At 73.0% G+C, this 12,999-nt stretch carries 9 protein-coding genes and 1 pseudogene; all 10 read right to left on the bottom strand.

Annotated features, from left to right (window positions below):
• Nucleotides 1-129 precede the first annotated feature (129 nt).
• Entirely contained in the window at nucleotides 130-1,212 is a 1,083-nt protein-coding gene (locus MQE23_RS34980) for a Zn-dependent alcohol dehydrogenase (RefSeq protein WP_020277603.1), read from the bottom strand.
• A 20-nt stretch (nucleotides 1,213-1,232) separates the two neighbouring features.
• Nucleotides 1,233-2,621, bottom strand: a complete 1,389-nt coding sequence (locus MQE23_RS34975; protein ID WP_020277602.1) for an aldehyde dehydrogenase family protein — start codon at nucleotides 2,619-2,621, stop codon at nucleotides 1,233-1,235.
• 143 nt (nucleotides 2,622-2,764) lie between these two features.
• Nucleotides 2,765-4,105, bottom strand: a complete 1,341-nt coding sequence (locus MQE23_RS34970; RefSeq protein WP_243381218.1) for an ABC transporter ATP-binding protein — start codon at nucleotides 4,103-4,105, stop codon at nucleotides 2,765-2,767.
• Between the two features lie 198 nt (nucleotides 4,106-4,303).
• Nucleotides 4,304-4,765 (bottom strand): annotated as a pseudogene (locus MQE23_RS34965) (class F sortase); the annotation flags it as partial.
• A gap of 1,147 nt (nucleotides 4,766-5,912) precedes the next feature.
• Nucleotides 5,913-6,503, bottom strand: a complete 591-nt coding sequence (locus MQE23_RS34960) for a hypothetical protein (RefSeq protein ID WP_020275257.1) — start codon at nucleotides 6,501-6,503, stop codon at nucleotides 5,913-5,915.
• A 93-nt stretch (nucleotides 6,504-6,596) separates the two neighbouring features.
• Complete coding sequence (locus MQE23_RS34955) at nucleotides 6,597-7,826, bottom strand: MFS transporter (RefSeq protein ID WP_243382866.1); 1,230 nt, start codon at nucleotides 7,824-7,826, stop codon at nucleotides 6,597-6,599.
• 22 nt (nucleotides 7,827-7,848) lie between these two features.
• Nucleotides 7,849-9,267 (bottom strand): CitMHS family transporter, encoded by a 1,419-nt coding sequence (locus MQE23_RS34950; protein ID WP_243381217.1) that lies wholly within the window; start codon nucleotides 9,265-9,267, stop codon nucleotides 7,849-7,851.
• A gap of 135 nt (nucleotides 9,268-9,402) precedes the next feature.
• Complete coding sequence (locus MQE23_RS34945; protein WP_243381216.1) at nucleotides 9,403-11,670, bottom strand: molybdopterin oxidoreductase family protein; 2,268 nt, start codon at nucleotides 11,668-11,670, stop codon at nucleotides 9,403-9,405.
• Nucleotides 11,671-11,763: 93 nt separating this feature from the next.
• Entirely contained in the window at nucleotides 11,764-12,381 is a 618-nt protein-coding gene (locus MQE23_RS34940) for a TetR/AcrR family transcriptional regulator (protein ID WP_037671682.1), read from the bottom strand.
• Nucleotides 12,378-12,986 (bottom strand): hypothetical protein, encoded by a 609-nt coding sequence (locus MQE23_RS34935; RefSeq protein WP_037671684.1) that lies wholly within the window; start codon nucleotides 12,984-12,986, stop codon nucleotides 12,378-12,380. Before MQE23_RS34935 ends, MQE23_RS34940 begins: the two co-directional genes overlap by 4 nt.
• Nucleotides 12,987-12,999: the final 13 nt, after the last annotated feature.

The raw sequence follows: 12,999 nt of genomic DNA, 5'->3' as shown, positions 1-12,999 counted from the left end.
CTGACCGGACGGTATGGACGTCAACGGGTCGCGCACCAGGACTTTTGCCTGTACGTGGCACTCAGTGTGCGGGCGGGCATGCCTGAGGCCCCGGCCTCGCACGGAGGCCGGGGCGCGGGAGGAAACGGGCTAGAAGACGACCAGTGCCCGGCCGCCCTTGCCCGCCAGCATGTTCTCGAAGGCCGCCGGGATGCCGTCCAGGGAGATGCGTTCGGTCACCAGGGCGGTCAGGTCCAGACGGCCCGCCCGGACGTGTTCGGCGAGGACCGGGAGGTCCTGCGCGGGGTCGGAGTTGCCGTAGACGCAGCCGGTCAGGGTGCGGCCCCAGTGGAAGATCTCCAGGGCGTTGAAGGTGACCTGCTGGTCCTTGCCGCCGATGCCGACGACCGTGGTGCGGCCGCCGCGGCGGGTGGAGTCCCAGGCCGTGCGGATGGAGACCGCGCGGCCTGCGCACTCGACGGCGACGTCGACGCCCTGTCTGCCGGTGAGGGCGCGGATCTCGCGGGCGGTGTTCTCGGAGGCGAGGACGTAGTCGGTGGCGCCGGCCGCCCGGGCCAGCTCCTCCTTCCCGGCGGACACGTCCACCGCGACGATCTTCGAGGCGCCCGCGATCCTGGCGGCCTGGAGGGCGGCGAGGCCCACTCCCCCGACGCCGAACACCGCGACCGTCTCGCCGGGACGCACCCGGGCCGAGTGGTGGACGGCGCCGTACCCGGTGAGGACGGCGCAGCCGAGGAGGGCCGCGTCGGTGAGCGGGACGCCGTCCGGGACGGGCAGGACGCAGCCCGCGGACACCACCGTCTCCTCGGCGAACGCGGCGACGTTCAGGCCGGGGTGGAGGTCGGTGCCCTCGGCGGTGCGGGCGTAGACGTCGGCGGCGCCGTTGAGGGCGTTGGCGCACAGCCAGACCTCGCCGAGCGAGCAGGCGTGGCAGGAGCCGCAGGACGGGGCCCAGTTGAGGACGACCCCGTCGCCGGGCGCGACGTGGGTGACGCCCTCGCCGACGGCGACGACGGTGCCGGCGCCCTCGTGGCCGAGGACGGCCGGGACCGGGACGCGCATGGTGCCGTTGGACAGGGACAGGTCGGAGTGGCAGACCCCGGCCGCGGCGAGCCGGACGCGGACCTGGCCGGGGCCGGGGTCGGGCAGGTCGATGCCGGTGATCTCCAGCGGGGAACCTACGGCGGGCAGGACGGCGGCGCGGACAGCCATGGCGGAAGGGACTCCCCTGACTAGAACTGGAGGGACTTGGTCTGGAGGTACTCGGCCAGGCCGTGCACGCCGAGCTCGCGGCCGACACCCGACTGCTTGTAGCCGCCGAAGGGGGCGAGGGGGTTGAAGCGGCCGCCGTTGATGTCGACCTGGCCGGTCTCCATCCGGCGCGCGAAGGCCACCGCCTCGGCCTCGTCCCCGGCCCAGACGGCGCCGGCCAGGCCGTAGACCGTGCCGTTGGCGATGCGCAGGGCGTCCTCCTCGTCCTCGTAGCGGAGGATCGACAGGACCGGACCGAAGATCTCCTCCTGCGCGATGGTCATGTCCGGGGTGACGTCGGCGAAGACGGTCGGGCTGACGAAGTAGCCCGTCTCGCGCGGGGCCTCCGGGCCGCCGGCGACCAGGCGGGCGCCCTCGGCGACGCCCTTCTCGATGTAGCCGCGCACCCGTGCCTGCTGCTTGGCGTTGACGACCGGGCCGATGCGCTCGCCGTACTTGGCGGCGGCCGTCGCGGCGAGGTCCACCGCCTCGTCGTACTGGTCGCGGTGGACCAGCATGCGGGTCCAGGCGCTGCACGTCTGCCCGGAGTTGGACATGACGTTGGCGACGCCGACGTTGACCGCCTTGGCCAGGTCGGCGGTCGGGAGGATGACGTTGGCGGACTTGCCGCCGAGTTCGAGGGCGACCTTCTTGACCTGCCCGGCGGCGATCGCGGCGATCCCGCGGCCGACGGCGGTGGAGCCGGTGAAGGAGACGAGGTCGACGCCCGGGTGCTCGGCGAGGGCCTGCCCTGCGACCGGGCCGAGGCCGGTGACCAGGTTGAAGACGCCCGCCGGGATACCGGCCTCGTGCACGGCGTCCGCGAACAGGCGGGCGACCAGCGGGGTGTCCTCGGCGGGCTTCACGACGATCGTGCAGCCGGCCGCGAGGGCCGGGGCGACCTTGGCGACGATCTGGTGCAGCGGGTAGTTCCAGGGCGTGATCGCGGCCACGACACCGACCGGCTCGTGGTGCACGACGGAGTTGCCGGTCTTCTCCTCGAAGGCGTACGTGGCCGCCAGCTCGGCGTAGGAGCCCGCGACCGCGATCGGTACGGCCGCGTGGACGGCCTGGGAGAACTTCAGGGGCGAGCCGAGTTCCGCGGTGACGGTCTCGGCGATCTCCTCCGTGCGGGCCACGAGCACGTCCCGGAGGGCAGCCAGGCGCGCCGCGCGCTCGGCGGGCGGGGTCGCGGCCCAGTCCGGGAGGGCGGCGCGGGCGGCCCGTACGGCGGCGTCGACGTCCTCGGCGGTGCCGGCCGGGACCGTGCCGATGACCTGCCCGTCGGCCGGGTTCACGACCTCGATCACGTCCTGGCCGGCGGCGGGGCGCCAGGCACCCCCGAGGTACATGCCGTCGTATGCCTTCATCGCGCTTCCTCCGGGGCGGGGCGTCGTCGTCCGACACATAAACTAGCGGCGATAGTTTTCCGACGCCAGACGTCACGGGGTGCCGGGCACCGGATGCCGGGTCATCACAGCACGGCCGGGGCCCGGCCCGAGTGTGCGGCTCCTCACTCCCCCAGATCGGGCAGGCGCTCGGGGTGCGGACAGATGCGGTCGCCGTGCTGGTCGAAGACGAAGAGGTGGGCGAGGTCGACGAGGAGCGGCACCTGCATGCCGTGGCGGAGGGCCAGGTCCGGGGTGGTGCGCACGACCAGGTCGCCGGGCAGGCGGGGTTCGGCGGCCGAAGGACGGGCCCCGGTGTCCCGGGGGTCGTCCAGGGCCACGACGGGGCCCGCCCGGCCGGCCGCGGTCCGCTCCCGCAGACGGGTGAGGACCGAGGCCTCACGGCGACGGCGCCGGACGGGGCGGCCGGGTCGGGGGCGCGGGGCCTCCAGTTCGGGGACGACGGCGGGGCTGGAGCCGGTGTTGAAGTGGACGAGGATCTCGTGCCCCTGGAACTCCACGTGCTCGACCAGGCCGGTGATCGGCACCTCGCCGGGGCGGGCCGCGGAGTGCTTGGCTATCCGGACGGCCTCCGAGCGCAGGCCCACGATGACCTCGCGGCCCTGCTGGACGCGCAGCAGCTGGTGGTCCAGGGAGAGCGGCTCGGGCAGGCGCAGGAACTGCTTGCCCAGGCTGATGGTCATCGCACCGTCCAGCGGAGCGCGCACCAGGCCGCGCAGCAGGTTGATACGGGGGGTGCCGATGAAGGCGGCGACGAAGACGTTGCTGGGCAGCGCGTAGACGACCCGCGGGCTGTCGACCTGCTGGAGCACGCCGCCGCGCAGCACGGCGACCCGGTCGCCGAGCGACATGGCCTCGGACTGGTCGTGGGTGACGTAGACCGTGGTGACGCCCAGCTCGCGGGTGAGCTGGGCGATCTCGGCCCGCAGATGGGTGCGGAGCTTGGCGTCGAGGTTGGACAGCGGCTCGTCCATCAGGAAGGCGGAGGGGTGACGGGCAATGGCCCGGCCCATGGCGACCCGCTGGCGTTCACCGCCGGAGAGCTGGCCGGGCAGGCGGTCGAGGAGGTCCTCGATGCCCAGCATCCGGGCGGTGGCGTCCACACGCGGCCCGGGGTCCGTGCCCGGGGCCTCGATACGCAACGGGAAGCCGATGTTGGCGCGGCTGGTCATGTTCGGGTAGAGGGCGAAGTTCTGGAAGACCATCGCCATGTCCCGGCCGGAGGGCGGCAGGTCGTTGGCGTACTCGCCGTCGAGCAGCAGCTCGCCCTCGTCGATCTCCTCCAGCCCGGCGATCATCCGCAGCACGGTCGACTTGCCGCAGCCGGACGGGCCGAGCAGCACGAGGAACTCGCCCGGCGTGATGTCCAGCGACAGCCGGTCCACCACGCGGGCGCCTCGCGTGTAGGCCTTGCTCACGTCGTGCAGGGAGATGGCGCGTGTCATGAGGTGCCCCCGAGGGGTCTTCAGGGCGCTGGTGCTCCGCGGTCGGAAGCCCCGTGCGGGTCGTACGGGGCTGTGGGTCACGGAAGTTAACGGAATGTACGCGGCCTGGGGAAGACACCCGGCGGAATCCGGGTTTTCGGTCCAGCTGGTGAGAAGGCGGACGGCCCGGTTCGGCCATGGGCCGGAGGCCGCCCGGGGTCAGTGGATGGCGGTGAGGTGGGCGAAGACCACGACGTTCCCCGAGTAGCCCTTCCTGCGGTCGTAGCTGCCGCCACAGGTGATCAGGCGCAGTTCGGGGCGGCCCCGGGCGCCGTACACCTCCTTGCTCGGGAAGTGCGCCTTCTCGTACGACTTGATCTTGTCCACGGTGTAGACGGCGATCCGCCCGTCGGCGCGGCGGGCCTTGACGATGCGGCCGCGTGTGAGCTCGGGCAGTCCCGCGAAGACGGCGGGACCGCTGTCCGTGTCGAGATGCCCGACGGCCACGGCGGTGCCCCGCTCGCCCGGCGAGGCGCCGTACCGGTACCAGCCGACCAGCTTCGGGTCGTCCTCCGGGGGTGCGGTGAGGCGGCGTTCGCGGTCGAGGCCCAGGTCCATGACCGGGGCGTCGATACGGAGGTAGGGGATGAGCAGGCGGGTGGCCCGGGAGCGGGGCAGGGGGTGGAGGGACGCCGGGGGGCGGGGCGGTCGTGCGGTGGGGGTGGAGGTGCGCTTCGGGCCGGGGTCGGCGGCGGGCCGCTGGTTCCGTGCCCCGCGGGCGTCGGTGGAGGGCCCGGGGGTGGGGGATCCGAAGGGCGGGTGCCCGGAAGCGTGGGACCCGGGGGCCTCGGATCCGAGGGGCGGGTGCCCGGAGGCGTGGGATCCCGGAGCTTCGGATCCGGGGGGCCGCCGCCCGGAGGCGGGGGACCCAGGAGCATCGGACGCAGGGGTGGGGCCCGCGACCGTACGGGATGCGGGTGCCCGGGACGGGCCGGTGTGAGGGCCGGGCTCCCGGGAGGGGCGGGGCCGGGCGGCCGGGGCGTCGTCCGATCCGCCCGGCACGGCAGCGGTGGAGGCATCCAAGTCGTCCGGCAGGGCAGCGGTGGCGACACCCGAGTCGCCCGGCACGGCAGCGGCAGCCTCGGCGGAGCCCGGCGAGAGGGCCGTGGCCGCCCTGCCCGGTTCTCCGCTCCGGTCCAAGCAGACACCGCACACGAGCAGGGCGACGGTCACCACGATCGTCCGCGTCAGGCGGTAGGCGCGCGTCCGGTGCCAGGGCCTGCGGTACCGCCGGCGCCGAGCCACCGGAGCAGGGACGTATCCGTAGCCAACCCTGCGCCGCCCCGCCGGAACACCGACGACACCGGTTCCGGCTCCACGCCGAACGGCCGCGCCCCCGTAGCCCGGTCGCCGCCGCGCCGCGAGACCAGCACCGGAACCAGGCCGGGCCCCACGCCGCGCCCCCGGTTCAGCGGCAGGAGCCGCCGCGCCCCCACGCCGCCCCACCGGAGTCCCGCCGGAACCTGCCGCATCGCCACGCCGGACCGTCGACACGCCGGCAGAACGGGACCCCGCCCCACGCCCCACCGCCGAGCCGGTCTCGGATCGACTGCCTGCCCCACGCCGAACCACCGAGCCGCCCTCGGACCGACCGCCGGCCCCACGCCGCACCGCCGAGCCGTTTCCAGACCGACTGCCTGCCCCTCGCCGAACCACCGAGCCGGTGTCGGGGCCGGCCCCTCCCCCACCCCAGCCCACCGACCCCGCACCCATGGCCTCACCGGCCCCACGCCGCTCCACCGGAGCGGCGCGATACGCGGAACGCGGCCTACGCCGCGCCATCGGGGCGGCGACGGAGCCGGAACCAGACCGTCCCGGCGACGGCGGCCAGCCCGACGGCGGCTGCGCCGGCGACCGGCGTGAAGGCCTCGGCACGGGCGATGCCGCCGCCACCCGCCGGCGGACCACCGTTGGGGGTGATGGCGGTGGGCGTGGCCTTGGAGGCCGGGCAGTCGACCTGGAACACCTTGAACTTGCCCGCGCCGTGGGCGCGGTCGGTGAGCCAGGTCAGCTTGTACTGCCCGTTGGGCAGGTCGATGACCGGAGTGCGGCCCGCGCCGGCCCCGTCGAGGGTGACGGAGCCGCTCTTGGCCGGCACCTCGGGCAGGGTCTGGATGGTCCAGTTGACCGTCTCGCCTCCCTCGAAGTCGAACGCGGCGAGGTAGAAGTCGCAGACCTTCGGGTCGTTGCGTCGATCACTGGCCAGGGTGTCGGTCGCGTGGATCTTGACGTCCCCGTTGTCCCCCGGAGCGGCGACAGCGGGCACCCCGCTCAGGGTGGTCCCTGCGAGGGTGAGGGCGGCGAGGACGGCGGTGCGGGTGCCGGCACGGCACACGGGAGGTACGACGGGCATGAACATGCCTCCAAGTCAGATGATTGTCATACAAATACCTCGTCACCTGACTCTCTGTCACAAGACCGTCGAAGGGCGGCAACTGCGCCCTGCGACGCGTCAGATATCGCTCTTCCGGCGCAGCCGTACCCGCGACCGGCGGGCCTCGCCCGTCTCCTTCCGCTCCTCCGGCGACCGCACGGCGACGCCGGAGGACAGCAGCAACAGCACCCCGAGCATCACGAACGGCGCCGCCACCCCCGCGACCCCGGCGATCAGCCCGGCCGCGGCGGGCGCGGCGACCTGGCCGAGCCGGTTGCCGGTCAGGCGCAGCGCCAGGGCCGTGGAACGGGCCTCGTCAGGGGCGGCCTGGACGACCGTCGTCATGGACAGCGGCTGCCCCACACCGAGGCAGAAGCCGAGCAGCACCAGCAGCAGGCCGAGTGCCCACACCGGCATCGGCAGGGCGATGCCCGCGCACAGCAGGGCCGCCAGCAGACAGGTCACCGTGAGCAGCAGGGTGCGGCCGAGCAGCCGCAGCAGGGGCGTCAGCACCAGACGGCAGGCGATGGTGGCCGCCGCGCGCAGGCTGAGCAGGACACCGATCACGGACGGCGCGATGCCCCGGTGCTCGCCGACCACCGGAAGGTAGGCGGTGAGGATGTCGGTCGCGGACAGCACGGCGAGGCTGATGAGGATGCCGGCCGGCACGCCCCGGGTGCGCAGGATGCGCCGGACCGGGACACGGTCGCCCTTCTCGGCGCCGGAGGTGGCCGCCGTCCGGCGGTGCTCGATGCGCCACAGTGAGGTGAACGCGACCGCCCCGATCGCGCCCGCCACGATGAGGGCGAGCGCGCTGGTGCCCGTCATGTCGTCGCCGCTGATCACCGCACCCGCGGCGATGGGCCCGACCAGCTGCCCGAGCGCGGCGCCGATGGTGAAGTGGCCGAAGTTGCGGTCCTGTTCGTGCGGCGCGGACTGGCGGGCGACCAGGGACTGGGAGCCGATGACGAAGCAGAGGTGGCCGAGGCCCATCACCCCGCTCCACAGGGCCATCGCCCACAGGGAGTCCGCGACGCCGCTGAGCGCGCAGCCGCCGGATATGAGGACCACTCCGACGGGCAGCAGGGGCGCGCAGCGGCCGTGGTCGGTCCGGCGGCCCAGAGGCACGGCGGCGAACAGCGGCAGCAGCGCGTACACACCCGCGATCACACCGACCGCGCGCTCGTCCGCGCCCAGCGCGAGGGCCCGGTAGGAGACGGCGGGCCGGGCCATCGACACCGCCCCCTGCGCGAAGCTGAAGGCGATGACGAGGCGGAGCAGCCAGCCGCGGTTCCCACCGGGCCTCACGATGTCGTCCTCCATGCGGTGGCTAGATGATCCCGAAGAGCATGCCCGCCCCGAGGATGACCAGACAGGTGAGGGCGGCCCACTTCACGACGAACTTCGTGTGGTCGCCGAACTCCACCTTGGCCATGCCGACCAGGACGTAGACGGCCGGGACGAGCGGGCTGGACATGTGCAGCGGCTGGCCGACCAGCGAGGCGCGGGCCATCTCCAGCGGGGAGACACCGTGTGCGGCGCCCGCCTCGGCGAGGACGGGCAGGACACCGAAGTAGAAGCCGTCGTTCGACATGAAGTACGTCAGCGGAAGGCTGAGGATGCCGGTGACCAGGGCCATGTGCGGGCCCATGCTGCCGGGGATGACGTCCACCATCCACTTGGCCATGTGGTCGACCATGCCGGTGCCCTGCAGGACGCCGGTGAAGACGGCGGCGGCGAAGACCATGCCGGAGACGTTCAGTACGTTCTCGGCGTGGGCGGCGATGCGGGCCTTCTGGTCCGGGATGTGCGGGAAGTTGACGGTGAGCACGAGTGCGGCGCCGAGCAGGAACAGCACCGGGATCGGCAGCAGCTCCATGATCATGGCGGTGAGCAGGCCGACGGTGAGCAGCGCGTTGAACCAGTACAGCTTGGGGCGCAGCGTGGCGCGGTGGGGGTCGAGGCCCTGGAAGTCGTCGTCCTGCTCGTCGGCGTCCGTGCCGGAGCCGGCACCGCCCGCGACGCCCTTGCGCATGGAGACCTTGCGGTCGCCGGAGCCGCCGGCGCCCACGAGGACCGTCTCGGTCTCCTTCTCGTCGACCTTCTCCTCCACGAGCACCTCGTCCAGCGTCAGCACGCCCAGCCGCCGGCGCTCACGCACACCGAGGACGTAGGAGAGGACGAAGACGAACAGCAGGCCCACCAGGAGCGCCGGGATCATCGGGACGAAGATGTCGCTGGCGTCGAGCTTGAGCGCGGTCGCGGCGCGGGCGGTCGGGCCGCCCCAGGGGAGGGTGTTCATCACGCCGTTGGCCATGGCGGCGACACCGGTCATCACGACCAGGCTCATCTTCAGGCGCTTGTACAGCGGGTACATCGCCGAGACGGTGATCATGAAGGTGGTGGAGCCGTCGCCGTCCAGCGACACGATCGCGGCGAGCACGGCGGTGCCGACGACGATCCGCATCGGGTCGGCTTTGCAGAATTTGAGAATGCCGCGGACGACCGGGTCGAAGAGACCGACATCGATCATCACACCGAAGTAGACGATCGCGAACATGAGCATCGCCGCAGTGGGGGCGAGGTCGGTCACGCCGTCGAGGACGTAGTCGCCGAGCTTGGCGCCCTTGCCGACGAACACGCAGAACAGCGCGGGAATCAGCACGAGCGCCGCGATCGGCGACATCTTCTTCATCATGATCAGGACCAGGAAGGTCGCGATCATGGCGAAGCCGAGGATGGTCAGCATGAGTGGATACCTAACGTTCGCCCTTGAACATCCCACCAGGGCCGGCGGTGTCCGAGACGTTAGGTGCGTTCAAGCAGCGTTAACAAGACGTTGACGTGCGAGCAATAAGCGCAAAACTGCTGGTCACAGCTTTGCTCAGGTCAGAGCGGTGAGCTTTTCGGTCACGGATGCGCATCCGGGGGCCGTCTCGGGGGCGACCTCGACGGGCACTCCGTTGAGGACCGCGTTACCCGACAGCGGGTCGAGCAGGCGGCCGTCGAGGAGCTGGTTGACGTTGACGCCGGGGTCGGTCGCGGCGTGGCTGAGCCGGGTGCCGGGACGGTTGTGGCCCCAGCCGTGCGGCAGGCTCACCACACCCCGGCGCACGTCGTCCGTGACCTCGGCCGGTGCGGTCACCTCTCCCCCGGCGCCCTTCACGCGCACCGGCGCCCCGTCCCGCACGCCCAGCCGTTCGGCGTCCTCGGGGTGGATGTGCAGGGTGCAGCGGTTGGAGCCGCCGGTGAGGGCGGGCACGTTGTGCATCCAGCTGTTGTTCGAGCGGAGGTGACGGCGGCCGACCAGGACGAGCCCGTCGGGGCGCTCGGCCAGGGAGCGCTTGAGGCGGGGCAGGTCGTCCGCGATGGGCTGCGGCAGCAGTTCCACCTTGCCGCTCCTGGTCTTCAGCGGCTGCGGCAGGCGGGGCCGCAGCGGGCCGAGGTCGAGGCCGTGCGGGTGCGCGAGCAGCTTCCGAAGGGTCAGTCCGTCCGGTCGTACGCCGAAGCCGTCGCCGTAGGGGCCGAGGCGCAGCATCATGTCCAGCCGTCGCTCGGGTCCGGTGTCGCCGGTGAGCAGCGTGGCGAGTTCGCGGGGATCACGGCCGTGCACGGGCGAGTGCGGTTCCTCGACGGCCTTGCCGAGGGTCTGGTCGATGACCATCTGGTCGACGGCGGCGGGGTCGGCTCCGTGCATGCCGGTCACGGCGAGGATGAGCCGGGCCAGGATCTCCGTCTCGGCCATCCGGCCCGGCTCCAGCGGGATCGCGGGGCGGGTGTAGCGGACCTGGTTGCGGACGGCGAGGGTGTTGAAGGCGAAGTCGTGGTGCGGGCTCTGGGAGGGCGGGGGCGGGGGCAGGACGACGTCGGCGTGGCGGGAGGTCTCGTTGAGGTACGGGTCGACGCTGACCATGAAGTCGAGCGAGTCGAGCGCCCTGTCGAGCCGGTCGCCGTCGGGTGCGGAGAGCACGGGGTTGGCGGCGACGGCGAGGAGCGCGCGTACCGGCTCGCCCTCCTCGGTGGCGGTGTCGATCTCCTCCGCGAGGGCGGAGAGGGGCAGCTCGCCCTTGGCTTCCGGGTGCCGGCTCACGCGGGAGTGCCAGCGCCCGAGGGCGAAGCCGCGGCCGGGTCCGGCGGGGCGCGGGGTCCTGTCGGTGGCGGCCTGCGGGAAGAGCGCGCCGCCGGGCCGGTCGAGGTTGCCGGTGAGGATGTTCAGGACGTCGACGAGCCAGCTGGCCAGGGTGCCGTGCGGGACGGTGCAGCTGCCGATGCGGCCGTAGACGGCGGCGGTGGGGGCGGCGGCGAGCTCGCGGGCGAGGGTGCGGATGACATCGGCCTCGACGTCGCAGGCGGCGGCGACGGCTTCGGGGGTGAACTCCGCCAAGGCGTCGGCCACTTCCTCGACGCCCTGGACGTGCGGGGTCGGCTCGGTGAGGCCCTCGGCGAAGAGCACCTGGGCCATCGCCGCGAGCAGCAGCGCGTCGGTGCCGGGCCGCACGGCGATGTGCCGGTCGGCGAGCTTGGCGGTGCGGGTGCGGCGCGGGTCGATCACGACGAGCGTGCCGCCCCGGGCCTTGAGGGCCTTGAGCTTGCCGGGGAAGTCGGGGGCCGTGCACAGACTGCCGTTGGACTCCAGCGGGTTGGCGCCGATGAGGAGCAGATGGTCGGTGTGGTCCAGGTCGGGCACGGGGATGGCGTTCGCGTCGCCGAAGAGCAGTCCGCTGGAGACGTGCTTGGGCATCTGGTCGACCGTGGAGGCGGTGAAGACGCTGCGGGTGCCGAGCCCGGCGAGCAGCACCGCCGGGTAGAGGGCACCGGCCATGGTGTGCACGTTGGGGTTGCCGAGCACGACGCCGACGGAGTTCGGGCCGTACCGCTCGACGATGGGCCGGATGCCTGCGGCGACCGCGTCGAAGGCCTCCTCCCAGGTGGCCTCGCGCAGCTCGCCGTCCCTGCGCACGAGCGGGGTGCACAGCCGGTCGGGGTCGGCGTCGACGGCCCCGAAGGAGGCGCCCTTGGGGCAGATGAACCCCTTGCTGAAGACGTCGTCGCGGTCACCCCGGGCATGGGTGACGCGCGTCCCTTCGATGGTGAGGGTCAGGCCGCAGGTGGCCTCGCACAGGGGACAGATACGCAGGGCGGTGCGGGACACGGGTCCTCCAGGGGCGGCGGCTGCGGTGACGCACGAACCCGCCCGAGCATACCGACCGGTATGCACGGTGGGGAGGCCCTGACCGGTGTGAGGTCAGTCGAGCACCCGGGCCAGATAGGCCCGCAGCATCTCCCGCATCTCCTCGATGATCTTCTGGTCCCCCTCGGGCGCGACCCGGAACGCCAGGTGCACGAGGGTGTCGGCGGTCTCGACCGCGATGAGGAAGACCCGGCGCAGCTCCTCGTCGGGCTCGCGGTCGAGATAGCCGGAGAGAAGTTCGGTGAGGCGGTCGGCGACGCGGTGGTTGGGTTCGGTGTGGCGGGTGCCGACCGGGATCTGGTTGCCGAAGTCGACGAGGGAGAAGCCGGGCGCGGTGCGCTTCATCTCCAGGTACTCGTCGAGCACGGCGTCCATGGCCTCGCGCCAGCCCCCGTCGCCCGCCGTGCGCAGGCGCTGGGTGACCCGCTCCGCGTAGCGCTCCAGGTTGCGCTGGGCCAGCGCGTCGACCATCTGGCGCTTGTTGCCGAAGAAGCGGTAGACCGAGCCGATGGGGACCGCGGCCCGCTGGGCGACGGCACGGGTGCTCAGGTCGTCGTAGCCGACCTCGTCGAGGAGGTCGGCGCAGGCGTCGAGGATTCTGGCCAGGCGTTCGGCACTGCGCCGCTGCACGGGCGCACGACGGAGCGATGTCGCGTGGGGCACGGGTTTCATGATGCCTTTCCGGCGCGGTCCGGTGAACCTCGCCCCCCGATCCGGGACCGGGTGTCCGTCGCGTGCGTCCGCGCCTTCCGCCGGGCGTCCGCTCCCGGCGTGGAGCCGGGGCCGGGCTCCGACGCGGTGATGTCGGCCGTGCTCTGCACGGGTGTGCCGTCCACCGCCCACACCGTGCCGTCGTCGGCGTGCAGGCGGGCCGTGACCTGGTGCGTGCCGCGCGGCACGAGGTGGTCGGCGAGACGGTACTCGGGCGCCCGGAGCCGGGCGACGAGGCGGCCGTCCACGTAGAGTCGCGCGAGACCGCGCCCGGCCACCGCCCGGGCTGCCGTACCGGCGGGCGAGAAGCGGAAGTTCCGCACGGTCAGACGCACGTCCCAGCCGCCGGCCGGGCCGGGCTGCACCTCGATGCCGACATCGGGGGCGCCCCGCCGCTCCACCTCCCGGTAGGGACGCCCCTCCTGATCCCGGTCCCCCAGGAGACGGCCCACCGGTGAGGGCGACGCCCCGCTCTCCCGCGCATCACCTGTGCCGCAGCCCGCGGATCCGGTCAGCAGCAGGACACAGACCGCGAGCACGGCGCGAGATCCCCGTGTCCACGACATGCCGGGGAGCCTA

The organism is Streptomyces sp. HP-A2021, from assembly GCF_022807935.1.
Taxonomy (GTDB): domain Bacteria; phylum Actinomycetota; class Actinomycetes; order Streptomycetales; family Streptomycetaceae; genus Streptomyces; species Streptomyces afghaniensis.
Note: the sequence above shows the minus strand (reverse complement) of the source record. Positions and strands in the feature narration are given on the sequence as shown.

What these genes read in the sequence shown, in the direction of transcription:
- MQE23_RS34980 (WP_020277603.1), bottom strand. Translation starts at nt 1,212, where the DNA reads ATGGCTGTCCGCGCCGCCGTCCTGCCCGCCGTAGGTTCCCCGCTGGAG.
- MQE23_RS34975 (WP_020277602.1), bottom strand. Translation starts at nt 2,621, where the DNA reads ATGAAGGCATACGACGGCATGTACCTCGGGGGTGCCTGGCGCCCCGCC.
- MQE23_RS34970 (WP_243381218.1), bottom strand. Translation starts at nt 4,105, where the DNA reads ATGACACGCGCCATCTCCCTGCACGACGTGAGCAAGGCCTACACGCGA.
- MQE23_RS34960 (WP_020275257.1), bottom strand. Translation starts at nt 6,503, where the DNA reads ATGTTCATGCCCGTCGTACCTCCCGTGTGCCGTGCCGGCACCCGCACC.
- MQE23_RS34950 (WP_243381217.1), bottom strand. Translation starts at nt 9,267, where the DNA reads ATGCTGACCATCCTCGGCTTCGCCATGATCGCGACCTTCCTGGTCCTG.
- MQE23_RS34940 (WP_037671682.1), bottom strand. Translation starts at nt 12,381, where the DNA reads ATGAAACCCGTGCCCCACGCGACATCGCTCCGTCGTGCGCCCGTGCAG.
- MQE23_RS34935 (WP_037671684.1), bottom strand. Translation starts at nt 12,986, where the DNA reads ATGTCGTGGACACGGGGATCTCGCGCCGTGCTCGCGGTCTGTGTCCTG.